This is a genomic window from Sorangium sp. So ce321 (genome assembly GCF_051530195.1).
GTDB lineage: Bacteria > Myxococcota_A > Polyangia > Polyangiales > Polyangiaceae > Sorangium.
The window spans coordinates 7,308,653-7,331,579 of record NZ_CP150329.1 but is presented as its reverse complement, the minus strand read 5'-3'; the positions used below and the strand labels follow the sequence as shown (position 1 = coordinate 7,331,579).

General features: G+C 72.4%; 18 protein-coding genes and 2 pseudogenes. 11 read left to right on the top strand and 9 right to left on the bottom strand.

The features are described from left to right. Positions 1–19: 19 nt before the first annotated feature. Positions 20–2,482: a hypothetical protein gene (locus tag WME89_RS26900; RefSeq protein WP_438002578.1), complete on the top strand. Its 2,463-nt coding sequence runs from the start codon at positions 20–22 to the stop codon at positions 2,480–2,482. A 39-nt stretch (positions 2,483–2,521) separates the two neighbouring features. On the opposite strand, the gene WME89_RS26895 is transcribed toward WME89_RS26900, so the two are convergent. After that, positions 2,522–3,076 (bottom strand): exonuclease domain-containing protein, encoded by a 555-nt coding sequence (locus WME89_RS26895; protein ID WP_438002577.1) that lies wholly within the window; start codon positions 3,074–3,076, stop codon positions 2,522–2,524. Between the two features lie 257 nt (positions 3,077–3,333). Here WME89_RS26895 and WME89_RS26890 point away from each other — a divergent pair, with 257 nt between their 5' ends. Both WME89_RS26890 and WME89_RS26885 read left to right on the top strand, forming a co-directional pair. After that, positions 3,334–4,449, top strand: coding sequence for a serine/threonine-protein kinase (locus tag WME89_RS26890; protein ID WP_438002576.1), 1,116 nt, complete (start codon positions 3,334–3,336; stop codon positions 4,447–4,449). Positions 4,450–4,685: 236 nt separating this feature from the next. Continuing rightward, on the top strand, positions 4,686–5,252 hold the full coding sequence (locus WME89_RS26885) for a hemerythrin domain-containing protein (protein ID WP_438002575.1): 567 nt from the start codon (positions 4,686–4,688) through the stop codon (positions 5,250–5,252). Positions 5,253–5,490: 238 nt separating this feature from the next. Here WME89_RS26885 and WME89_RS26880 read toward each other — a convergent pair. The 4 genes and pseudogenes from WME89_RS26880 to WME89_RS26865 form a co-directional block, all read right to left on the bottom strand. Continuing rightward, positions 5,491–5,607: pseudogene (locus tag WME89_RS26880) on the bottom strand (hypothetical protein); the annotation flags it as partial. Beyond that, positions 5,608–6,057 carry a DUF2752 domain-containing protein gene (locus WME89_RS26875; protein ID WP_438002574.1) on the bottom strand — a complete coding sequence of 150 codons (450 nt, stop codon included), beginning with the start codon at positions 6,055–6,057 and terminating at the stop codon, positions 5,608–5,610. Between the two features lie 22 nt (positions 6,058–6,079). Further along, a complete protein-coding gene (locus WME89_RS26870; RefSeq protein WP_438012087.1) occupies positions 6,080–7,450 on the bottom strand; it encodes a hypothetical protein in 1,371 nt (456 codons plus the stop codon). Positions 7,451–7,489: 39 nt separating this feature from the next. Next, positions 7,490–7,555 (bottom strand): annotated as a pseudogene (locus tag WME89_RS26865) (zinc-ribbon domain-containing protein); the annotation flags it as partial. A 712-nt stretch (positions 7,556–8,267) separates the two neighbouring features. On the opposite strand from WME89_RS26865, the gene nuoE reads away from it, so the two are divergent. From nuoE to WME89_RS26825, 8 genes are all read left to right on the top strand, one after another. Then, positions 8,268–8,750: an NADH-quinone oxidoreductase subunit NuoE gene (nuoE, locus tag WME89_RS26860; RefSeq protein WP_436619306.1), complete on the top strand. Its 483-nt coding sequence runs from the start codon at positions 8,268–8,270 to the stop codon at positions 8,748–8,750. A 4-nt stretch (positions 8,751–8,754) separates the two neighbouring features. After that, positions 8,755–10,107 (top strand): NADH-quinone oxidoreductase subunit NuoF, encoded by a 1,353-nt coding sequence (nuoF, locus tag WME89_RS26855; RefSeq protein WP_438002573.1) that lies wholly within the window; start codon positions 8,755–8,757, stop codon positions 10,105–10,107. Then, a complete protein-coding gene (locus WME89_RS26850) occupies positions 10,104–10,766 on the top strand; it encodes an NADH-quinone oxidoreductase subunit J family protein (protein ID WP_437617446.1) in 663 nt (220 codons plus the stop codon). The genes nuoF and WME89_RS26850 overlap by 4 nt, the downstream gene beginning before the upstream one ends. After that, positions 10,763–11,074, top strand: coding sequence for an NADH-quinone oxidoreductase subunit NuoK (nuoK, locus tag WME89_RS26845; RefSeq protein ID WP_129576749.1), 312 nt, complete (start codon positions 10,763–10,765; stop codon positions 11,072–11,074). Before WME89_RS26850 ends, nuoK begins: the two co-directional genes overlap by 4 nt. Position 11,075: 1 nt before the next feature. Beyond that, on the top strand, positions 11,076–13,640 hold the full coding sequence (nuoL, locus tag WME89_RS26840; RefSeq protein WP_438002572.1) for an NADH-quinone oxidoreductase subunit L: 2,565 nt from the start codon (positions 11,076–11,078) through the stop codon (positions 13,638–13,640). Further along, entirely contained in the window at positions 13,637–15,676 is a 2,040-nt protein-coding gene (locus tag WME89_RS26835; protein ID WP_438002571.1) for a complex I subunit 4 family protein, read from the top strand. The genes nuoL and WME89_RS26835 overlap by 4 nt, the downstream gene beginning before the upstream one ends. Beyond that, positions 15,673–17,202, top strand: a complete 1,530-nt coding sequence (locus WME89_RS26830; protein ID WP_438002570.1) for an NADH-quinone oxidoreductase subunit N — start codon at positions 15,673–15,675, stop codon at positions 17,200–17,202. The genes WME89_RS26835 and WME89_RS26830 overlap by 4 nt, the downstream gene beginning before the upstream one ends. A gap of 291 nt (positions 17,203–17,493) precedes the next feature. Further along, the gene (locus WME89_RS26825; RefSeq protein WP_438002569.1) at positions 17,494–18,435 is read left to right on the top strand and encodes a hypothetical protein; all 942 of its coding nucleotides are present in this window, start codon (positions 17,494–17,496) and stop codon (positions 18,433–18,435) included. Between the two features lie 21 nt (positions 18,436–18,456). Here WME89_RS26825 and WME89_RS26820 read toward each other — a convergent pair whose 3' ends face one another. From WME89_RS26820 to WME89_RS26805, 4 genes are all read right to left on the bottom strand, one after another. Then, the gene (locus WME89_RS26820; protein ID WP_438002568.1) at positions 18,457–19,644 is read right to left on the bottom strand and encodes a tetratricopeptide repeat protein; all 1,188 of its coding nucleotides are present in this window, start codon (positions 19,642–19,644) and stop codon (positions 18,457–18,459) included. A 23-nt stretch (positions 19,645–19,667) separates the two neighbouring features. Continuing rightward, a complete protein-coding gene (gene hisC, locus WME89_RS26815; RefSeq protein ID WP_438002567.1) occupies positions 19,668–20,759 on the bottom strand; it encodes a histidinol-phosphate transaminase in 1,092 nt (363 codons plus the stop codon). A 383-nt stretch (positions 20,760–21,142) separates the two neighbouring features. Beyond that, positions 21,143–21,610 carry a four helix bundle protein gene (locus WME89_RS26810; RefSeq protein ID WP_438002566.1) on the bottom strand — a complete coding sequence of 156 codons (468 nt, stop codon included), beginning with the start codon at positions 21,608–21,610 and terminating at the stop codon, positions 21,143–21,145. 268 nt (positions 21,611–21,878) lie between these two features. Continuing rightward, positions 21,879–22,799, bottom strand: a complete 921-nt coding sequence (locus WME89_RS26805) for a hypothetical protein (protein ID WP_438011975.1) — start codon at positions 22,797–22,799, stop codon at positions 21,879–21,881. Positions 22,800–22,927: the final 128 nt, after the last annotated feature.

The window sequence follows — 22,927 nt, the reverse complement described above, 5'->3', positions numbered from 1 at the left end:
CTGTGGTAGGAGCGGGCCCATGCGGGTCTCCCAGCGGAGCGGCCTCTTCAGCGGCGTCGCCGCCCTCGCGTGCGCCACGGTCCTGCTCGAGATCTCGCTCGCGCGGATCAACGCGGCGATGTTCGGCGAGCCCCACGCGTTCGTCACGCTCTCGCTGTCGCTCGTCGGCGCGGGCGTGGGCGGCGCGCTGCTCTACCTCGCCCCGTCGCTCGTCTGCCCGCCCGCGCTCTTCGCCCGCATGGCGGCGCTGTCCTCGCTCTCGTCGGGCGCCACGCTCGCCGCGATCATCCTGCTCGCGCAGCGCGGGCCCGCGCCGGGGTCGCTCCCGTGGCTCGCGCTCGTCTACGCCGCGTGCACCGTCCCGTTCGCGCTCGCGGGCCTCGCGCTCGCGGCCGCGATCCGCCACGCCGCCGCCGAGATGCCCCGCCTCTACCTGCTCGACCTCGTCGGCGGCGCCCTCGGCGGGCTCGCGGCGGCGGCCGCCCTCCGCGCCGGCGCGCCGCGCGCCGCGCTCGCGGCGGCGATCTTCTTCGCCGTGGCGGGCGTCTTCTTCTACCTCGCGTCGCGCGGCCGCGACGGCGAGCAGCGCGCCCAGGGCGGCCTCGTCGCCACGTTCGTGCTCGGCAGCTTCGTGCTCCTCGCCGGCGACGTCGGCGCCCCGTGGCTCAAGCTCCCCGGGCTCCGCCGGACGTCCCCCGACCGGACCGAGCACGAGGCCTGGAGCGAGCGTTCCCTGATCACCGTCGACCGCCCGCGGGCCGGCACGGCGATGATGCGGATCGACAGCGTCGCGGCGAGCCCCATCCTCGACGCGAAGACGACGCCGCCGCCGCAGCCCGAGGACATGGCCTACGCGCTCCACCGCGACCAGGGCCCCGCGCTCGTCGTCGGCGCCGGGGGCGGGCGCGACCTGCGCGCCGCGCTCAAGGCCGGGCAGAAGGACGTGTACGCCGTCGAGAGCGACCGCGGCGTCGTCGAGGTGATGCGCGGGCGGTACGCCGAGTTCAACGGCCACCTGCTCGACAAGCCCGAGGTCCACCTCGTGATGGGCGACGGGCGGAGCTTCGCCCGGCGCGCGCCGCTGCTCTTCAGGAACATCGTGATCCCGTCGGCCGACACCGCCGAGGCGTCATCGACCGGCGCGCTCGCGCTGTCGGAGAGCCGGCTCGCCACGGTCGAGGGGGTCGGCGACTTCCTGGCGCGCCTCCTGCCCGAGGGGACGCTGGTCGTGAGCCGCGCGGACGGCGACTTCGATCGCCTGCTCGCCCTCGCGGCCGCGGCGCTGCGCCGCGCCGGCGCGGCCGCGCCGAAGGACCACCTCTTCGCGTGCAGCGCCGCGCAGCGGACCGCGCTCCTCGTCCGGCGCACCCCGCTCTCGCGCGCGGACATCGAGGCGCTGCGCCGCCACTGCCGCCGGCACAAGTTCTCGGAGGCCTTCGCCCCCGACCGCCCGCAGACCCCGGTCCGCGACCGGCTCGTCGCGGTGGCCGACGCGCGCGCCGCCGCGCCCGACGCGCGGACCGACCTCACGCCGCCGACCGACGACAGGCCGTTCTTCTCCTACGCCGTCCCGGCGCGCCGCCTGCCCGCGCTGCTCGGCGACTGGAAGGCGCTCCGCGCCGAGAACACGGCCGTCTTCGCGCTCGCGGCGCTGCTCGCCGTCGCCTCGGGCCTCTTCGCGCTCGCGGCGCTGCTCCCGGCGGTCGCGGCGCGCGCCGGCCGCCTCCTCCGGCGCGGCGACGCGGCCGCCGCCGCGCCCCCGCCGCCGCGTGGTCGGGCCGGAGGCGGCGGCCGGCGCGCGCTCGCGTTCTTCGCCGCGATCGGCGCGGGGTTCGCGCTGGTCGAGCTCGCCGTCTTCCGGCACGCGCTCCTCCTGCTCGACCTGCCGTCGCACGAGCTCCCGGCCGCCCTCGTGGTCCTCCTCGTCTCGGCCGGCCTCGGCGGCCTGCTCACCGCCCGGGTGGCGCCGAGCGTCGCGGCCGGGGCCACCGCGCGGGTGACCGAGGCGCTCGTCGTGGCGGCGGCGCTCGCGGCGGTGGGGCTCGTCCCGCTCACGCGGTGGAGCCTCGGGCTCGGGTCCTTCCCGCGCGCGGTCCTCGCCCTCGCCCTCCTCGTGCCGTTCGGCCTGCTCGCGGGCTCGCTCGCGCCGCTCGGGGTCAAGCTCGTCTCGGCGGTCTCGCCGGCGCTGCTCCCCCTGTGCTGGGCGCTCGGCGCCCTCGCCGGCGCGGCGGCCATGGCCCTCGGCGCCCTCTGCGCGATGAACCTCGGCTACAGCGCCCTGCTGCTCGGCGCGGGCCTCGCGTACCTCCTCGCCGCCGCCACCGTGCCGCCCGCCGCGGCCATGGCGCCCGCCCTCGGCGACGCGGAGCGAGCGCCCCGGCGCGCCGGCGCCGCGGCAGCGGGCGATCCGCCCCCCGGCGAGGCCACCGGGCAGGCGGCAGGGGCGCATCCCGAGGTGCCCGAGGCCGCGCCGGTCGCCTGAGCGCGCCGCGCGCCCGGCCTCACCGCGGCGCGCCCGGCGTCACCGCCGCGCGGCCAGCAGGAGGTGCGCGAGCAGGCCCGCGATGTTGTAGGCGTCGTCGCCGCCCCGGTGGTGCGTGCCCGCGAGCGGCAGGCCCACGCGCTCGAGCGCCTCGGCCATCCCGATCTCGCGCGACAGCGCGTGCGTCACCGCGAACAGGCTCTTCACGTTGAGGTGGCTCGGCCCGAACGGGAACGGCACGCCCCGCGCCTGGCACTGCCGCTCGAACATGCGCCGGTCGTAGTCGCCGTAGCTCGCCCAGAGGCGGTCCTGCGCCCTGAGCTCCCCCCGCAGGATCGCGCACGCCTCCTTGAACGAGACCCCCGCGTCCACGTCCGCCTGCGTCAGCGTCGTGAGCGACGTGCAGAACGGGCTCACGCGCGAGCGCTCGGGGCGCACCAGGATCGACCGCCGGTCGCGCCGCCGGCCCGAGGCGACCTCCAGCGTGCACACGCCGATCTCGATGATCTCGTTCTCCTCGCCCCGCGGCGGGTCGCCGTCCCAGCAGGTCGATTCCACGTCGATCACGAGGATGAGATCAAGGCGCTTCGCCATGGATCACCGCCCCCACCCTGTGGTCATTGAGTACGCTGTCATGGTAACGGCGATCGGGACACAAATTCTTTCAGGATTTCCCCGACAGGCCCGAAACGCCTCGGGCGGTTCGCTTTGTCCGGGCAAAAACTGAGTAGAAACGGGACATAAGCGCGAGAGGCATTCGACCCGAGATGGTCGTTTCAGTCGCCAATCCGCTTGCCTGGAGGGCGTGGACCATGGACACTCGTCAGGTAATTTCTGACGAGGTTCTCTACGTGAATCCTGGCAGCCACCTCCATCGCTCACCCGGTACAGCCAGGGACCGGTCCGCGGTTGCTGAGGTACTTCCCGACCCGATCGCCGACGACCGCGAGCCCGCGTCGGAGCGGCCTCCCCGCTCCGGCATCGTCCGCCACGCGGGCCGCGACCGCGAGGCGGCGGCGGGGGCGCACCCGGCGGGGCGCGCCGCGGCGGCGGGGGGCGCTGCAGCAGGACTGCAGTCGTGTGGGACCGCTGCGGCCGATCCGCTCGTCGGCCGTACAGAGCAGGGACTGCACATCGAGCGGCTGATCGCCGAGGGGGGGATGGGCGCTGTGTACGCGGCCCGCCGGGTCGCGACCGGGGAGCCGGTCGCCCTCAAGGTGCTCCGGCGCGTGCACGCGGGGGACTCCGGCCTCGAGGGCCGGTTCGCCCGGGAGGTGCAGCTCGCCCGGCGCATCGATCACCCGAACGTCTGCCCTGTGCTCGGCGAGGGGCGCCTCGACGATGGGCGCCCGTTCTTCCTCATGCCGCTCTTCGAGGGCGTCACCCTGGCGGAGGAGGTGCGGCGCAACGGCCCCCTGCCGCTCGCCCGCGCGCTCGCCGTCGCCGACCAGATCCTCGCCGGCCTCGCGGCCATGCACGCGGCGAAGGTCGTCCACCGCGACCTCCAGCCGGGCAACATCCTGCTCGTCCCCCAGGCGCCGGGCGCCGGGGCAGGGGAGGGCGTGCCGGCGGTCAAGCTCATCGACCTGGGCTTCGCGCACGAGCCCGGCGTGGACACGGGCGACGGCGTGACGCCGGACAGCCCGGGGTCGCTCGTGGGCACCCTGCTGTTCATGTCGCCGGAGCAGGCGATGCGCAGCCGCGCCATCACCGAGCGGAGCGACCTGTTCGCCGCCGCGCTGCTCATCTACTACGCGCTCTCGGGCAAGCTCCCCTTCCGGGGGCGGGGCGACCTCGACGTGCTCGTCGCGATCGTGCGCTCCGCGCCCGTGCCCCTCCGGCGGGAGCGCCGGGATGTCCCGCGCGTGCTCGACGAGGTGCTCTCCCGCGCCCTGTCGAAGCACCCCGACAACCGCTTCCCCGGCGCCGCGGCGATGCGCGCCGCGCTCTCCGCCGCGCGGGCGTAGCTCCCTCGGGGCTCCGCCCCGCTCCGCACCCCGGCGTCCGCTTCGCGGCGCCCCGGCGCTCGGCGAGCGCGCAGCGCGTCCGGCACGCCGCGCGCGGCACGCTCGCCGAGCGCCGGCCCGCTCCTTGCCACGACGATGCCGCCTGCACCGCGCCGCGCAGCACCGCGATCCGGGCTGTGCAAGCGCTGCTCAAGGGCTGCGACGCGGCGCGGTGAGCTTCACGCGAGGGGAACCCCATGGACGCACTCGATCTCTTGGAGCAGCAGCATCTCGAACTCGGCGCCCTGATGGCGCGCATCGCCGCCGAGCCCAGCCCGGGCCTCCGGACCTCGATGGTCGCGCAGCTCTCCCGGATGATCGACGCGCACGTCCGCATCGAGCAGACGTACCTCTACCCGGTGTGTGCCGAGCGGATGGGCGACGACAAGAAGCCGCTCCACGAGGCATACGAGAAGCACGGCCTGGCGCGCTTCGCGGCGGACAACCTGCTGCGCACGCGCGCGACCGACGTGCGCTTCGAGGCGCGCCTCAAGCTGCTGCGGGACGTGTTCACCGATCACGCGGACGAGGAGGAGGGCTTCCTCTTCCCGAAGGCGAAGCGCGGCCTCACGGACGAGCAGCTCGACGTCATCGGCTGCGACCTCGAGCGCGCGTACGAGGTGCTGCTGCGCGTCGGCGTGTCCGGGGGCGTCCCGCTCCTGCGGCCCCCGCGCGGGTGGCCGAGGCGCGGCGCCCACGCCGGGCGCTTGCTCCGCCCGGCGCCGCGCCGCCGCGGCGAGGCGCTCCGCGTCCGCGGCGACTGAGCCGCGCGGGCGCCTGGGTGCGGAGCGGTACTAGAGCGGTTTTCGCTCGGGTTTCATGCAGACGTCCCTCGGTTCTCGTCTCTCGTCTCTCGTCTCTCGTCTCTCGTCCCCGTCCCCCGTCCCTCGTCTCTCGTCTCTCGTCCCCCGTCTTCCGTCTGCCTTTCCCGTGCGCGTGCGCGTGCGCGTGCGCGTGCTCGCTGACGCCGGGGAATCGCGCACGCGCACGCGCACGCGCACGAAGGACGAGCACGGAAGACGGAAGACGGAAGACGGAAGACGGAAGACGGAAGACGGAAGACGGAAGACGGAAGACGGAAGACGGAAGGCGGTGTACCGATTCCGGCTGAAAACCGCTCTAGACCGGGACGGGGCCGCCGAACGCGCCGAAGAAGCGCGCCACCCAGACGGTGACCATCAGGACCGCCAGCGCGACGCCGAGCCGCGTCACCCACGCGCCCTGCACCGACTCGGCCGCGGCGACGCGGCCGTCCTTCACGTAGATCGCCGCGTTGTACGCGAGCGCGGCGATCACGAGCGGCGCCATGATCGGGGAGAGCGGGTGGAAGTGCAGCGCCTCGGCCACGCGGCCGTGCGCGAGGGCGAGGGTCGCGCGCGTGAGGCCGCAGCCGGGGCAGGGGTGGCGGGTGACGATCGCGAACGGGCAGATCGGGACGCCGCACGCGACCAGCAGCCCGAGCAGCGCCGCCACCGCGCCGAGGCGCGCCGCGCGACCGCGCGGGGTCGCCGCGCTCCACCGGGATGGGGCCGGCGGAGCGGGCGAGGGGGCGGCGGTCGGGAGGGACAACGGCGGGGAACGGCGGAGCGCGCTACGCGGCGTTCGGGTCCCAGACCTCGTTGAGGTCCTTCGCGAGCGCGTAGAGCGGCAGGAAGATGTAGAGCACGATGCCCTCGGCCTGCGGGTTGCGCGAGCCGGCCATCTGCTTGGCCTTGGTCACCTGCTCCGGCACCTTCACCCAGAGGAAGTAGTAGTTGAGCAGCGGGATGAAGACGTACCAGGGCTTGAACTCGGGGTCCTTGGTCGTCGCCTGCAGCTCGTTCAGCATCGCCCAGAGCTGCCAGATGGCGTAGACGAAGCAAACCATGCCGATCACGCAGACCGTGATCGGGTTGCGCGTCTCGCCCCGCGCGCCGCCCGGCGCCAGCGAGCCGCTGCCGCCGTACACCCCCAGGTTGCTGCCCGCCTGGCCGAACTGACCGGGCGCCGCCAGCTGACCGCCGGCGGGCGACCCGCCGTAGGCGCCTGGATCGCTCGTCCCCTGGGCGGGGGCGCCGTAGCCGCCGCCCTGGGGGCTGCCGTAACCGCCGCCCTGGGGGCTGCCGTAGCCGCCGCCCTGGGGGCTGCCGTAGCCGCCGCCCTGGGGGCTGCCGTAACCGCCGCCCTGGGGGCTGCCGTAACCGCCGCCCTGGGGGCTGCCGTAGCCGCCGCCCTGGGGGCTGCCGTAACCGCCCTGCGGGTCCTGGCCCGGAGGCGGACCGTAGCCGCTGGCGCTGTGCTGCGGCGGCTGGCCGTAACCACCGGGCGGCTGACCGTAGCCGCCGGGCTGCTGGCCGTAACCACCACCGGGCGGCTGACCGTAACCGCCGGGCTGCTGGCCGTAACCACCACCGGGCGGCTGGCCGTAGCCGCCGGGCGGCTGGCCATAACCAGGAGACGCGCCGCCGGGGCCGCCCAGCGGGTCCTGCCCAGGGGGCGAGCCGAAGGGGTTCCCGCCCGCGCCACCCTGCGGAGGCTGGCCGTAGCTACCGCCGGGCGTCGGGAACGCGCCGGGCGGCGCGCCCTGCGGCTGCTGGCCGCCCGGACCGCTATACCCGGGCAGCTGGTCGATCGCCATCGTGCCGCCGAGCGGGTTCACGCCCTGGTTGGGCTGCTGGCCGAACGGCGCATAGCCGCCGGACGGGCTCGCGGCCGCGCCGCCGAAGGCCGGGCCGGACGGCTGCTGTGCCCCGGGGGAGGGCGAGCCGTAGCCCATCCCGGGAGGAGGCGGAGCAGGCGGCGGACCCGCCGAGGCGCCGAGCCCCGCCGGGGGGACGCCGACCACCGTTCCGGCGAGGCCCTGCGGCGGGGCCGGGATGCCGGCGGGCATGCCCGGCGGAGCGCCAGCGGGCGGCGCCGGAGGCGGAGGCGCCCCCGGGGCCCGCGGGCCCGCGCCCGCCCCGGAGGGCTGACTCATGAGCATGGTGCCCTTGAACTTCGGCGCGGCCGCTCCCTTCAGGTTGAAGCCGCACTTCGTGCACGTGGACGCCGTTTCCGAGTTTTGCGTCCCACAATTCGGACAGAACACGCACCACCTCCGGAGGGGGGTTCGCTGCACCGCATGTCCGCGCCCTGCGCGCGTGAATGGGCGCGGAGGGTAGTTGAAGCGCGCTCCCGTTCTCAAGTGAAAGACGAAGAACGCTGCGAACGTCCGCCGAGGCTACGCGTTCTCCGCCAGAAAACCAGGGCGTTGAGCTGCTCCTGACGACGTCGGCGATCACCGCTGGTCGCAGCCGGAAGAACACCCCCTCGTCATCAGCCGGCGACCACCTGCGCCCCGGCGACCACCTGCTCCTCGAAAGGTGAGCGTGGAACCCCCCGGATTCACTGGGAGGATTCGCCGCGCCACCCCGCCGCGCCGCGCCCTGGCCGCGGCAGCCCGGCCGGCTGGCTGTGTGCCCCAGGCACCACCTTTCTTGGGCACCCGGAGGCTTTCTGTTATCCGCTGTAGGTTTCCCCCCGGCGCGCCTTGACAGTGACCACCGTCGCTCACTAGCGTGCCCGCGCCTCGGGAACGGCTCCGTGCGACGGATAACCGAATGCCCGGCCGCCGGTGCGCGGGGCTGTCCGCCTCCGGCGGGCGCCTCTACACAGGGGGCGCACGAGGTAGCGCCCGGCCCCGCCGGGCGGACCCCTCGCTTGGAAGGACCCGCGTTCCGGGGTCCCCCACTGCATGTCGAAGCGGGCACGCCGCGAGCGCGGCGCGCCCAGGGAGCCAGCGGACCGTGCCAACAGCCGCCATGACCGAACAGTTTGCCCTCAGCGCCGAGCGGAAGATCGAGTTTGACAAGATCCTCGCGCGCTACCCGAACCGCCAGGCCGCGTGCATCCCGGTGCTCCACCTCTGCCAGAGCCAGGAGGGGTGGGTCTCCGAGCGGGTGCTCCGCTGGGTCGCCGAGCAGCTCGGCCTCCCGACGGCGCACGTGCAGGGCGTCGCGACCTTCTACACGCTCTTCAACAAGGAACCCGTTGGCAAGCACCAGGTCTGGGTCTGCCGGACGCTGAGCTGTGCGCTCAACGGCGCGGACGCGGTGCTGCACCACTGCGAGAAGCGGCTCGGGATCCGGGTGGGCGAGACGACCCAGGACGGCAAGGTCACGCTGCGCACCGCAGAGTGCCTCGCGTCGTGCGGCACCGCCCCGATGATGCAGGTCGATCGCGACTACCACGAGGGCCTCACGCTCGAGAAGGTGGACGCGATCCTCGATCGGTTGACGAGGTGACGAGATGCTCCGGCTGACGCGCTATCTGACCAAGAACTACGACACGCCCGACGGCCACAGGCTGTCGGTGTACGAGAGGGGCGGCGGCTACCAGCAGGCGAAGCGCGCCCTCGGGATGACGCGCGAGGCGCTCGTCGAGGAGATGAAGGCGGCCAACATCCGCGGCCGCGGCGGCGCCGGCTTCGCCATGGGCGTGAAGTGGAGCTTCATGCCGTGGCCCCCGAAGCCCGAGAAGCCGCACTACCTCGTCATCAACGCGGACGAGGGCGAGCCCGGCACCTTCAAGGACCGCACGCTGATGGAGAAGAACCCTCACGCGGTCGTCGAGGGGTGCATCATCGGCTGCTTCGGGATCGGCGCCCACGCCGCGTACATCTACGTGCGCGACGAGCTGCACCTCTCGAAGGCGCGGCTCTGGGAGGCCATCGAGGAGGCGCGCGCCAAGGGCTACCTCGGCAAGCGCCCGTTCGGGATCGACTACCCCGTCGAGGTCTACGTCCACACCGGCGCCGGCGCTTACATCTGCGGCGAGGAGACGTCGCTCCTCAACTCGCTCGAGGGCAAGCGCGGCGAGCCGCGGCTCAAGCCGCCGTTCCCCGCCCAGTTCGGCGCGTTCGGGATGCCGACCACCGTGAACAACCTGGAGACGATCGCCGCGGTGCCCACGGCGCTCGAGCTCGGGGGCGACAACTTCTCGAAGCTCTCCTCGCTGCACCACCTGAAGGACGGCGGCTGCCGGCTCTTCGGCGTGAGCGGCCACGTGAACAACCCGGGGATCTTCGAGGCGTGCGTCGGCGTCACGCTGCGCGATCTCATCTACGACTTCGGCGGCGGCGTGAAGCACGGCAAGCTGCTCGCGGTCATCCCGGGCGGCTCCTCGTGCCCGATCCTGCGCGCCGACGAGGTGGTCAACGCGCCGAACGAGAAGTCGCCGCTCCACCCCTGGCACGGCCAGAGCGTGCTCGACGTGCCGCTCGGCGTGGACACGTTCCGCTCGCTCGGGACGATGCTCGGGACCTGCTGCGCCATCGTCCTCAGCGACAAGGCGTGCCCGGTCCTCGCGATGCACAACCTGATGCGCTTCTACCGCCACGAGTCGTGCGGCCAGTGCACCCCGTGCCGCGAGGGCAGCGCCTGGATCCACCGGATCCTCGACCGCATCGTGCACGGGGAGGGGACGATCGAGGAGCTCGATCGGCTCCACGAGATCGCCGACAACATCATGGGCAACACCATCTGCGCCTTCGGCGAGGGCACGGCGATGCCCGCGCTCGGGTTCCTGCGGAAGTTCCGCAAGGAGTTCGAGGCGTACATACAGACCAAGGGCCGCTCGTCGACAGGGGTGCTCTCGCCGTGAAAATCTTCGAATTCGCCTTCTTCGGGCTGGCGTCGCTGCTGGTCCTCCTCGGGGGCCTGGCCACGGTCGCGGCCAGGAACCCGATCCGCGGCGCGATGGGCCTGCTCACGTCGATCGTCGGCATCGCGGGCCTCTACCTGATGCTGGCCGCGGAGTTCCTCGCCGCGATCCAGATCCTCGTGTACGCGGGCGCGGTCGTCATCCTGTTCCTCTTCGTGATCATGCTCCTCGGCCCGTCGGCGACGTCGCCGCGCGACGCCCGCACCGCGGTGCCGCGCTACATCGGCGCCGGCGTCTTCGCGGCGGGCAGCATCGGCGCGCTGCTCCTCGCCGCGAGCGCCGGCAAGCCCGGGGTGACCGCCCTGCCGCCCGCCCCCGAGTCGCTCGGGACCATCGACGCGCTCGGGCACGAGCTCTTCACGAAGGGGATCGTGCCGTTCGAGCTCTCGGGCGCGCTGCTCCTCGTCGCGGTGGTCGGCGCCGTCGCCGTCGCCCGCGGCAAGCAGGTCGACCCGACGCTGCTGCCGGCCACGCCGGCCGCGGCCGGCTCGCCGGACCCGCGCGATCAGGTCCCGGTGCGCGACGCCGCGACGCCGGACGCGCAGCCGGGCGCCCTCACGGGCCACTTCACCATGTCGACGAAGGAGTCGAAGTCATGATCTCCGTCCCCATCGAGTACTACCTCGTTGTCGCGGCGGTGCTGTTCGTGATCGGGTCGATGGGCTTCCTGCTGCGCAGGAACCTCCTGGTCCTCCTGATGAGCATCGAGCTGATGCTCAACGCCGTGAACCTCACGCTCGTCGCGTACAACCGGGTGCACCCGCAGGACCACGCCGGGCAGATCTTCACTTTCTTCGTCATCGCCATCGCGGCGGCTGAAGCCGCCGTGGGTCTCGCGATCGTGCTCGCGTTCTACCGCATCCGGAAGACGATGCGCTCGGACGACGCCGATCTCCTGAGGAGTTAGCGTGGAAGCCCTGAGAACGTTATTCCCCGCGTCCGAGTTCGCGCTGCTCGCGGTCGTGCTCGGCCTGCCGGCGCTCGGCGCGTTCGTGAACGGCCTCTTCGGCAAGCGGCTCGGCAAGGACGCGGTCCGGCTGATGGCGCTCGCCGCGCTCGGCGGCGCCTTCCTTGCGGCCGTCACCACGTTCCTGCTGCTGCCGCACGAGGGCGGCAAGCTCACCTGGACCGCCTGGCGCTGGTTCTCGATCACCGGCCGGATGGGCCAGTCGATCCCGATCGACGTCGCCTTCAGCGTCGACGGCCTGAGCGGGACGATGATCCTCGTCGTCACCGGCGTCGGCTTCCTCATCCACCTCTACTCGTCCGCGTACATGCGCGAGGACCCGGGCTACTACCGGTTCTTCGCGTACCTGAACCTGTTCTGCTTCTCGATGCTCGTGCTGATCATGGCCGACAACCTCGCCGTCCTCTTCGTGGGGTGGGAGGGCGTCGGCATGTGCAGCTACCTGCTCATCGGCTTCTGGTTCAAGGACGACAAGAACGCGAGCGCCGGCAAGAAGGCGTTCGTCGTGAACCGCATCGGCGACTTCGGCCTCCTCGTCGCGATGGCCATGCTCGCCTACTACTCGGGCACGCTGAACTTCGACGGCATCGCCGCGAACGCGGGCAACCTGCTCTCCGCGGTGAAGGTCTGGCCGATCGGCAACATGTCGGCCGCGACGGTGCCGGGCTTCCTGAGCTTCATCGTCCCGGCGCAGCCCGTGCTCATGTACGCGTCGACGCTGATCGGGCTCGCGCTGTTCCTCGGCTGCGCCGGCAAGAGCGCGCAGATCCCGCTCTACATCTGGCTGCCGGACGCGATGGCCGGCCCGACCCCGGTCTCGGCGCTCATCCACGCCGCGACGATGGTGACCGCGGGCGTGTACCTCGTGGCCCGGCTCTCGGCGGTGTTCGTGCTGTCGCCGTTCGCCATGGCGGTGGTCGCGGTGACCGGCGTGCTCACGGCGATCTTCGCGGCCTCGATCGGGCTCTTCCAGAACGACCTGAAGAAGGTGCTCGCCTACTCCACGGTGAGCCAGCTCGGCTTCATGTTCATCGGCGTGGGCGTCGGCGCGTTCGCCGCCGGCTTCTTCCACGTCCTCACGCACGCCTTCTTCAAGGCCTGCCTCTTCCTCGGCGCCGGCTCGGTGATCCACGCGATGCACGCGCGCATCCACGACACCGACCAGTCCCAGGACATGCGGAACATGGGCGGCCTCAGGGAGCACATGCCCCTGACGCGCTGGACCTTCCTCCTCGCGTGCCTCTCGATCGCGGGCTTCCCCGGGTTCGCCGGGTTCTGGTCGAAGGACGAGATCCTGTGGCGCGCCTTCTCCAGCCGGATCGAGTCGGTGTCGACGCGCGGGCAGCCGGTGTGGCAGTGGCCCGAGTGGCTCGGCCCGGCGATCTACGTCGTCGGCATCGTGGCCGCGACGATGACCGCCTTCTACATGTTCCGCGCCTACTTCCTGACGTTCCACGGCGAGTTCCGCGGCTGGACGATCGTGCGCGGCTGGAAGGATCCGCACCCGCACGGCCACCACGACGACCACCACGCGCACGCGCCCGGCGAGAAGCTCGAGGGCCCGGTGCCGCACGAGTCGCCGCTGCCGATGACGATCCCGCTCATCGTGCTCGGAGCGCTGTCGGTCTTCGCCGGCTTCCTGATGGCGGAGCCGCTCGTGCACCTCACGCACTCCCACGCGTTCGCGCCGCTCGCGCACCTGCTCGAGCCGGTGTTCTCGCTGACGGAGCGCGCGGTCACGGAGCGCGAGGCGGCGAAGGGGCTGATGTGGCCGATGATGCTGCCCGGCGTCGCCGCGTGCTTCACCGGCATCGGCCTGGCGATGCTCGTGTACTGGAACCGGCGCGGCGAGCCCGAGCGGCGCTTCGCCCAGCAGTTCCCGCGGCTCCACGGGCTCATCTACGACAAGTGGCGGATCGACGAGCTGTACAACGCCACGGTCGTGGGCATGGTCGACGCGCTGGCCGACATCTTCACGATGGCGGACAAGTGGATCATCGACGGGGTCATCGCGAAGCTCTCCGCGGCGGTGGTCGGGTTCTTCGGCACGGTGCTGCGCGCGCTCCAGACGGGCCGCGTGCAGGTCTACGCCGCGTCGATGGTCGTCGGCCTCGCCGGCGTCGGCTGGTTCATGGTCAAGCCGCACGCGGACGCGAACATCGACGACGCGGAGCTGCGCCGGTCGGGTGAGGTGAGGCTCTCGGCGGCGCCGGGGCTCGGCTACCGGTACCGCTGGGAGGCGCCCGGCCTGCCGCAGCGCGACTTCTCCGAGGCCACGGATGTCACCGTGAAGCTCGAGCCCGGCGAGAAGAAGGACGTCGTGCTCCGCGTGCGCAACGCCTTCGATCGCGAGGCGACCGAGACCTTCTCGTTCTCCCGGCCGCCCGGCCGCAAGACCCCGACGGACCCGACCACCATGAGGGTCCCGAACGTGCCCACGCTCCTCCCGGGGACGCCCCCGGCGGAGCAGATCCAGGACCAGATCAAGCCGGAAGGCCTGCAATGAGCGCGCTCGACCTCGTAACCCATCACTGGCCGGCGCTCGCCGCCGGCGTCGCCGGAGGGCTCCTCCCGCGGCGCGGGCGAGACGCGGACGGCGCTCATGCGAGCGACGACGACGATCACCACGGCGGCGGCGATCACGGCGACGACCACCACGGCGGAGGCGACCATCACGGGGGCGACCACGCGCACGGCGAGGCGCACGGCAGCGCCGGGTACACGACGTGGCAGCGGGTCGCCCTCGGGCTCGTCGCGGCGCTCATCACGCTCAGCGTGCAGTGGCTCTGGCCGTCCGACGCGACGACGGGGGCGGCCGCGGCCGATGCTTCGGCGTCCGGCGAGTGGTCGTCGCTCCTCAACGTGCTCATCGGCCTGCCGTTCGTCGGGGCCGCGGCGGTGCTGTTCATGCCGCGGCAGATGCTCTCGCTGCTCCGCGGCTTCACGCTGGCCGTGCTCGGCGCGGGCTTCGTGGCGTCGCTCTGGCTCCTCAGCGTGCCGATGACGGAGGGCTGGCACTTCCAGTCGATCAAGGAGTGGATCCCGGCGCTCGGCATCCGGTGGCACGTCGCGATCGACGGCATCAGCCTCTGGCTGGTCCTGCTCACGACGTTCATCGCGCCCATCGCGGCGTACGCGTCGTTCGGCTCGATCAAGAGCCGGATCAAGGAGCTCTGCTTCTGCTTCCTGCTCCTGCAGGGGGCGATGCTCGGCGCCTTCGTCGCGCTCGACCTGTTCCTGTTCTTCCTCTTCTGGGAGCTGATGCTGGTGCCGATGTTCGTGATGATCGGCATCTGGGGCGGCGTCGAGAAGATCAAGGCCGCGGTCAAGCTCTTCATCTACACGATGGCGGGCTCGATGCTGATGCTCGCGGGCATCGTGTACCTCGTGTGGGCGAACCAGAAGCTCACGGGGGCCTACACCTTCGACTACCTCGCGCTCTCGCGCGTGGTGCTGCCGCGCAGCACCCAGATGCTCTGCTTCTGGGCGTTCTCGATCGCGTTCTTCATCAAGGTGCCGATGTGGCCGGTGCACACGTGGCTGCCGGACGCGCACGTGCAGGCGCCGACCGGGGGCTCGGTCATCCTGGCCGCGGTCATGCTGAAGATCGGGACGTACGCGTACCTGCGCTTCTCGATGGGCCTCTTCCCCGGCCCGGCCTCCAGCCTGGCGGCCAACCTGGCCGGGATCGCGATCCTCGGCGGGGTGATCTACGGCGCGCTCGTCGCCTGGAAGCAGTCGGACGTGAAGCGCCTCGTGGCGTACTCGTCGGTCGCCCACCTCGGCTACGTGATGCTGGGGCTCTTCGGCGTCACGCCGAGCGGGATCCAGGGCGCGGTGCTCCAGATGGTGAACCACGGCGTCTCCACCGGCGCGCTCTTCCTCCTGGTCGGCGTGATCTACGACCGCCGCCACACCCGCCAGGTCGCCGAGTTCGGCGGCCTCGCCAAGGTGATGCCGGTCTACGCGACGCTCTTCCTGATCGTGACGTTCGCCTCGGTCGGCGTGCCCGGCACCAACGGGTTCATCGGCGAGTTCATGATCATCATGGGGACGTACGCCTCCGAGCGCCTCGGGGTGTTCAGCGGGATCCACACCGTGGGCGCCGCGGCGGGCGTCATCCTCGCCGCCGTCTACATGCTGAGCGTCGTGCAGAAGATGTTCTTCGGGCCGCTCACGAACCCGAAGAACAGGCACCTGCCCGACGTCACGCCCCGCGAGGCGCTCGCGCTCTCGCCCCTGATCCTGATGATCTTCGTGATCGGCCTGTTCCCTGCGATCTTCCTCGATCGGATGAAGGAGTCGGTCCTGTTTACTTACAACCAGTTCAAGGTCGTCTCCGGGCAGGCGATCCTCTTCGCGGACGAACACAACGCGAAGCTCCTGCCCGAGGACACGTTCTCCCCCGCGTTCCTCAAGGGGGCGCCCGTGCAGCGCTCCGGTGAGGGCGCGCCGGCGGGCGGGGACGAGCAGGCCCGGAGCGATCGGCAGGCGCCGGCGGGCGGCAAGCTCGCCGCGCGCGGCGAGGAGGCGGCGCGATGAGCTACGGGATCTTCCTCGCCGTCTCACCGCTGATCGTCGTCTCGCTCGGCGGGGCGCTGCTGATGATCGCGGAGGCGTTCTCGCATCGCCGCGAGGAGTCGCACGAGCGCCAGTCGGGCCCGTCGTCCGACATCGCGCTCGGGACGGCGATCACGCTCCTCGCCGGGGCGGTGTTCTCGGGCGCGGTCGGGTTCGTCGGCCCCGAGACGCTGGAGGGGGTCGAGGCGCTCGCCCCCTACCTGATCATCGACCGCTTCACGCTGTTCTTCTCGTTCGTGCTCTGCCTGGGCGGCGCGCTCGCGTCGCTGCTCGCGGGCGGGTACCTCCCGGAGCACCGGCTCGACCGCGGGGAGTTCTACCCGCTGCTGACCTTCTCGACCGTGGGCGCGATCATCCTCGCCGGCGCGGGGGATCTGCTGACGCTCTTCCTCGGGCTGGAGACGATGTCGCTCGGGGCCTACGCGCTGACCGGCTTCCGCCGGACCTCGCCGCGGAGCAGCGAGGCGGCGATCAAGTACTTCCTGCTCGGCTCGTTCGCGGCGGCGCTGCTGCTCTACGGCGGCGCGCTGATCTACGGGGCGACGGGGCACACGGACCTCGCCGGGATCCGCGACACGATCGCGAGCGCGACGGGGGACAGGGCGCCGAACCCGGCGCTGCTGCTCCTCGGGGCGGCGCTGGTGCTCGTCGGGCTGGCGTTCAAGGTGAGCGCGGTGCCGTTCCACATGTGGACGCCCGACGCGTACGAGGGCGCCCCGACGCCGGCCACCACGTTCATGGCGGTGGCGGTGAAGAGCGCGGCGTTCGCGACGCTGCTGCGCGTGCTGCTCGGCGCGTTCGGCGGCCCGGCGCTCTCGTCGTGGGCGGCCGGCTGGCCGCCGGCCGTGACGGCGATGGCGCTGCTCACGATGACGGTGGCGAACCTCATCGCGGGCCGGCAGGAGTCGGTGAAGCGGATGCTCGCCTACTCGAGCATCGCGCACGCCGGCTACCTGCTCGTCGGCGTGGCGGCGGCGGCGCGCGCGAGCGAGGACGCGCAGGCGAGCGTGATGTTCTACCTGCTCGCCTACACGGTCTCGACGGTCGGCGCCTTCGGCACGCTCATCCTCTGCGGCAGCCGCGGCGCCGAGGCGGTGAGCTACGAGGACCTCGCCGGCATCGGCAAGCGGCACCCCGTGGCGGCGCTCGCGTTCTCGCTGTTCCTGCTGTCGCTGGCCGGCGTGCCGCCGACGGCGGGCTTCTTCGGCAAGCTCTACATCGTCAAGGCGGCGATGGGCGCCGAGCTGTACACGCTGTCCGTGGCGCTGCTGCTGAACAGCGTGCTGTCGGCGTACTACTACCTGCGGGTGCTCGTGTTCATGTACATGCGCGAGCCGGCGCCGGGCGCGCCGATCGCCCGGCCGATGCGCTCGGGCTACGTCAACGCGGCGCTGGTCGTCTCCGCCGTGCTCGTCATGGTCCTCGGCATCTTCCCGACGACCTCCCTCGGGATCGCGGTCCGCGCGGTCCTCGCTTCCAGTCCGTAAGCCACGGCCCCATCGGCGGTTCCGCGGGGGAGCGCCTCGCCGAGCCGCCTGCCTCTTCCATCCTTCATGAGCCGCTCAGCGTTCGCCCGGGCGGCGGCGCGTCATGAGCGTGGCCGGGGAGGCGCCGCGATGCGGGGCTGCCAACTGATCTGGCAACGCGGGCAACCACGCTTGCGGCGGGGCGCGAGCGTTCGCGGAGATCAGGCGCTGCTGCGCAGGGCGCGCAAGTTGCTAAAGTCGGCGCCGATGCGAACCGGCGAGAAAATGCAGAGGACTGCGGGCAAGAGACGAATGCAGGCGGCAGGCGTCGCGCTGCTCGGGGCCCTCGGGTGCCAGGGCGGCAACACGACCGGAAGCTCGCCGGCAGGGAGCACGGCGCCAGCGGCGAGCACGGCACCAGCGGCGAGCGCGGCGCCAGCGGCGAGCGCGGCGCCGGCGGTCAGCGCGGCGGCGGCGGCGGGCGACGCGGGGGCGGCGAGCGCGGCGGCGGTGGCGGACATCTCGCTGACGTCGGAGAGCGTGCTGAAGGTGATGAACCCGAAGCGGCGCGAGGCGTACAGCGGGCCCACAGGGACGCTGCGAGGTCGGGTCACCATCAAGGGAGACCCGCCGCCCGATACAGGGCTCAGCTTCCCGGCCGGCAAGTGCGGTGAGGCCGCAGCCACGTACGGGAGGCTGTTCCGGGTGGGACAGCAGAACGCGCTCGCGGACGCGCTCGTCACCGTCGTCAACTACAGCGGCTACGTACCCGAACGCGAGGAGGCCGAGAAGGTCACCATCCACGGATGCGCCTTCTCGAGCCGGACCGTCGCCATGACCTTCGGACAACGGCTCGAGGTAGCCAACCTCGATCCGCTGGAGCCGTACATGCCGAACCTCGAGGGCGCCCCCTTCATGGCCGTCCTCGTCGCCATGCCGCAGGGCGACGCGGTGAAGTTCCACCCGCCGCAGCCAGGCTACTACGAGCTCGTGGACAAGATGCCGAAGCCGTTCCTCAAGTCACAGGTCTTCGTGCTCAAGTTCGCGACGCACGACGTGACCGGCCTCGACGGCCAGTTCGAGATCAAGAACATCCCCGTGGGCAAGGTGCTCACGGCCGCCCTCCTGCCAGCCATCGATCAGGACGTGAAGAAGGAGATCGAGATCAAGGAAGGCGACAACACGGCCGATTTCGAGCTCAATTTCGATCTCGAGAAGCACAACGAGAAGAAGGACGCGAAGCCCTCGCCCTGAAGCGCTGGGGCGCGGCGCCGATCAGGGCGCGGCGGGCGCGCCCCCCGCGAGCTCCCGCTCGACGCGCCGCTCGACCTCCTGAGAAAGCGGATCCCGGGCGCCGGGCGCACGCAGGGAGCGCGGGCCGAGCCAGGTGAGGGCGGCGTCACGGCCGACGCGACGGAAGAGCAGCTCGGCGAACAGGAGCCGGGCAAGCGGCGAGGGGGAGACCGCGGGGCCGCCGCCCGCCGCGGAGGCATGGAGCGCGTCGCAGGCGCGGGTGAGCGCCTCGACGTCGCCGCTCAGATCCGCCGCCACAGCGAGCGCGACGAGCGCCGAGGAGCTCGCCGGATCGGCCCCCGCGACGAGCTCGGCCTGCTCGCGGGCCTCGCCGACGCGGCCCAGGGCGGCCGCGCGCACCGCGACCTCGGCGGGCGGCAGGTCCGCGTCGCGCGCCAGGCGGCGGGCGCGGCGCAGCTGCCCCAGGACCAGCGCCTCGTCGAGCTCGGCCAGCGGCCCCCGGGACGACGGCGGCCGCCCGGCGGCGTCCCCCCGCGGGACGAGCTCGCGCAGGCGTCGCTCCGCCTGCTCGACCGATGCGCGATCGCCCACCGCCAGGGCGACCGCGTGGAGCGCACGCCACGCGTCCACCGACCAGGGGCGGCGCACGAGCAGCGCCCGCAAAGCGAGGCGCGCGTCGTCGGTCCGGCCGAGCCGCCGCAGGATCTCGGCCCGGAGCAGGATGCCTTCGTCGCGATCCGGATCGAGCAGGATCGCCCGCTCGACGCGCGCGAGCGCCGGCTCCAGCCGGCCCGCCGAGAGGTCGCAGCGCGCCTGCTCGCGGTGCGCCGGCGCGTAGTCGAGCTCGATGGCGCGGGCGCGCTCGAACGCGTCGTCCGCCGCCCCCCGCTGGCCGAGGCGGCAGCGGATGGAGCCGATGCGGGTCCAGATGTCCGCGCTGTCAGGGTCGCTGTCCTCCGCGAGCTCGTACGCCTGGAGCGCCGTCGCGAGATCGCCGCGCGCCTCGGCCTCGGCGGCGATGGCGTAGAGCGCGTACGCGCGCGCCTCGATGTAGCGGCCCTCGATGACCTGGCCGTCCACCGAGCGCGCGACCCGGGGCGCCGCGCAGCCGGCAGAGGCCGCGAGCAGCGCGAGCCACGAAAGCCGCGCGGCGGAGCGGCGCAGGGCCGCGCGCTCGGGGCGGGCCCGGCGAGGGAGGACGACACGCACGGGGCGAGCTCGGCGAGGGAGGGCTACGCGCACGTGGCGATCTCGGCGAGGAGGCGGTCGTTTTCCTCGCGGAGGCCGATGGTGATCCGGAGCCGGTGCGCGAGGCGCCCGCCCGCCGCGTGGAAGCTGCGCACGAGGACGCCGCGCGCCGCGAGCGCGTCGAAGACCTCGCCGGCAGGGCGGCGCGTGCCGACCCAGAGGAAGTTCGCGTGGCTCGGCGCGACCGAGAGGCCGAGCTCGGTCAGCCCGCGCGCGACCCGCTCGCGCTCGCCGGTCACCGTCGCGGCCACGCGGCGGAGCTCGCCGTCGAGCTCCCGCAGGGCGAAGGTGGCCGCGCGCTGCGACGGGACGGGGAGGTTGTAGGGCTGGCGGACCTTGTCGAGCTCGGCCACGAGCTCCGGCGCGCCGATGAGCCAGCCGACGCGCAGCGACGCGAGGCCGATCTTCGAGAGCGTCCGCAGCACGGCGACGTTCGGGTGCCGGCGCCGCAGCGCGAGCTGGTCGCGCGGCGAGAAGTCGATGTACGCCTCGTCGACGATCACCAGGGCGTCCTTCGCCGCGGCGATGACCGCCTCGAGCCGGTCCTCCGACATGAGCGCGCCGGTCGGGTTGTTCGGCGAGGCGATGAAGACGACGTTGGGGCGCGCGAACTCGACGGCGCGCAAGAGGGCGGCGACGTCGAGGTCCCAGCCCGCGTCGAGCGGGACCTCGACGGCGCGCATGCCTCGCGCGCGCGCGCTCAGCTTGTACATGACGAAGGTGGGGCTGACCGTGACGATGCTCGCCGCGTGCGCGCCCTGGCGCGGGCGGCTGAGCGCGGTGAGCACGATCGAGATCACCTCGTCGGAGCCGACGCCGGCCAGGATCTCGCCGGGCTCGGCGCCGCAGCGGGCGGCGATCGCCTCGCGGAGCTCGACCAGGCGCGCGTCGGGGTAGCGGCCCCAGTCCTCGGGCGCCGCGGCGCGCTCGAGGGCGGCCCGCGCCTCGGCCGAGAGGAGCGGAGGGCTCTCGTTCGCGTCGAGGCGCACAGGGAAGTCGCCCGCGACCGGGGTGTAGGCGTGGAGCTCGGCGAGCTCCGGACGGAGTAGCGCGGGGAGGAAGTCGGGCGGCGGCATGTCTCGGTCCACGGTCGTCGTGGTCGCGGGGCTGAGGGGGACGAGAGCGGTATACTACCCGTCCCTGAACGGGGACACCTCGACGTGCGGTACCGGGCGGCGGAATGCCCACGATGAGCCGTGCGACCGTGCTCGTGCCGTCGCTGTCGTCCCGCATCGCTCCAACCGGAAGCACTGCGACCATGGACGCCGGTGCGCGTCGGCGACGCGGAGGGTGGCTTGTGTAAGAGCACCTGCGGACGAACCAGGCCTCCGAGCGGGCAGCATCCTCCTCTGCTGTCTCGCGTCTCGCGTCTCGCGCCCCCGTCGCGCGTCTCCCGTCTCCCGTCTTCCCTCTCCCGTCTTTCGTGCGCGTGCGCGTGCGCGCTTATGCCGCCACGCGCTCACCCGCGACACATTCTCGTGAGCATCGCAACGATTCGACCCAGCAAGAGCTTCGCGTCTTCCGCATCAGCAGACGTCAGGAAGCCCGCCACACGGCAGACATCCACCAAGGCGCCGCATTCCATCGCGGAGCCACGGGCGATCGCGTAGAAGCGTGCTCGATTTGCGGTCGCCGGTTTCCCCGAGCCTTCTGCAATGTTGAGTGGCACCGACATGGCTGCGCGTTTGAGTTGATCGCGGAGCTCCCGCTCTCCCCGAGGTAAATCCGCGACGAGACGAAGCGCGAGCGTCAGGAACTCGATGGAGCAGTGATAGACGTCCAGGTTTTCGTGATCGAGGAGAGCCATGCTCTTGAGGTCGTCGCAGAGCGGGCTCAGTTGCGAGGAGAGGGAGGACTCCGGGTTGAATGGGGATCGGACCGGAGCGCGCACGCGCACGCGCACGCGCACGCGCACGCGCACGCGCACGAAAGACGGGAGAGGGAAGACGGGGGAGGGGAGAGGGGAGAGGGGAGAGGGGAGGGGCGCGCAGACAACCATCCTGACCTCGATCGCTCGTACATCCCCGCCAGCCGCTGAGAGATTGTCTTCAGCGCGCGAACGACTTCAGCTTCGGCGATCCGCTTCCTGTCTCGATGAACTCTCCGTCTCCCGCGAGCGTCACCCGAACCAACGAGCCACGTGAGTCGCTCCAGTGACTCGTCGAGCCGCCGCGCGGAGCTCGCGCCCGCGCCCCTCAGCGCGCGACCAGGCGCATCGCAGGCCGGCTGTGCTGGCTGTGCTCGGCCTCGAGCTCCTCGAGCTCGAACGCCCTGTCCATGTCCATGTCGAGCTCCTCGAGCTCGCGCTGCGTGCTCTCGCCGTTGTCGAGGTCGTCGAGCTCGCGCATGAACCGGTCGATCTCCGCGCAGGTGGACGGCGAGTCGACCGGCGTCATCGACTGCTCGTGCATGAGCTGGATGAGCTCCAGGATCGCGGCGAGCTTCTGCGAGACGACCTCCAGCCCCTCGCGGGTCTGGCTCCAGCACTCGGCCCGCCGGTACGCGATCGAGAGCCGCCGCTCCGACAGGCCGCGCGTGCGCCCCGCGGACGTGCTCCGGACCGCCTCGAGCGAGCGGATCGTCTCCATGAGCTCGCTGTGGTTCGTCATCGCGAGCGACTCCTGGCCGGCCTTGTGCGCGATCGCGAGGCGGATGTAGCTCATGATGAGGCGGCTCAGGCCGAAGCCGTCGTCGAGCAGGAGCGGGACAGCGCCGCCGCGCCGCCGGATGTTCTCGCGGGTGCGATCGATCAGCCGGTCGAGCCGCGCGAGCTCCTGCTGGTGACGGATGTCCATCTGCCGGATCAACGACTCGCGCGCCCTCGACCACGACGCCCGATCGGCCTCGTCGAGCTGCGCGTCGATGCCGCGGCGGACGTAGCCGCGCCAGGGGACGAGGCACAGGATGAGCAGCTCGGCCCCGAGGCCGATCAGCAGGAGCAGCGGGCTCCAGCCGATGAAGCTCAGGAGGAGCGCGCTTCCCACGACGAGGAGGTTGTACGGGTGGACCAGCACCCGGCCCAGGTACGTGCGCGCGGTGCGACGCCGCAGCGGTGCGACCTGGACGCCGAACGCCGCCAGCGTCGCCCTCGACTCGGCCATGCTCGCGCCAAGCACATCCTCCAATCGGCAAAGCTCTCGATCGCACGTCGTCATGGACTCCCCCTTCTCACCTGGTCCGCTGGTCCTCGTGCCACCTCGCCCCGTCCACCACCCCCCGCGGCCGCAACTGCCGGCCGGCCGAG

Bases quoted from the DNA above. Each gene is read 5' to 3' on its own strand.
- WME89_RS26895 (WP_438002577.1), bottom strand. From the start codon at position 3,076: ATGGCGAAGCGCCTTGATCTCATCCTCGTGATCGACGTGGAATCGACC.
- WME89_RS26825 (WP_438002569.1), top strand. From the start codon at position 17,494: ATGCAGGCGGCAGGCGTCGCGCTGCTCGGGGCCCTCGGGTGCCAGGGC.
- nuoK (WP_129576749.1), top strand. From the start codon at position 10,763: ATGATCTCCGTCCCCATCGAGTACTACCTCGTTGTCGCGGCGGTGCTG.
- WME89_RS26885 (WP_438002575.1), top strand. From the start codon at position 4,686: ATGGACGCACTCGATCTCTTGGAGCAGCAGCATCTCGAACTCGGCGCC.
- hisC (WP_438002567.1), bottom strand. From the start codon at position 20,759: ATGCCGCCGCCCGACTTCCTCCCCGCGCTACTCCGTCCGGAGCTCGCC.
- WME89_RS26835 (WP_438002571.1), top strand. From the start codon at position 13,637: ATGAGCGCGCTCGACCTCGTAACCCATCACTGGCCGGCGCTCGCCGCC.
- WME89_RS26870 (WP_438012087.1), bottom strand. From the start codon at position 7,450: ATGCTCATGAGTCAGCCCTCCGGGGCGGGCGCGGGCCCGCGGGCCCCG.
- WME89_RS26830 (WP_438002570.1), top strand. From the start codon at position 15,673: ATGAGCTACGGGATCTTCCTCGCCGTCTCACCGCTGATCGTCGTCTCG.
- nuoE (WP_436619306.1), top strand. From the start codon at position 8,268: ATGACCGAACAGTTTGCCCTCAGCGCCGAGCGGAAGATCGAGTTTGAC.
- WME89_RS26900 (WP_438002578.1), top strand. From the start codon at position 20: ATGCGGGTCTCCCAGCGGAGCGGCCTCTTCAGCGGCGTCGCCGCCCTC.
- nuoF (WP_438002573.1), top strand. From the start codon at position 8,755: ATGCTCCGGCTGACGCGCTATCTGACCAAGAACTACGACACGCCCGAC.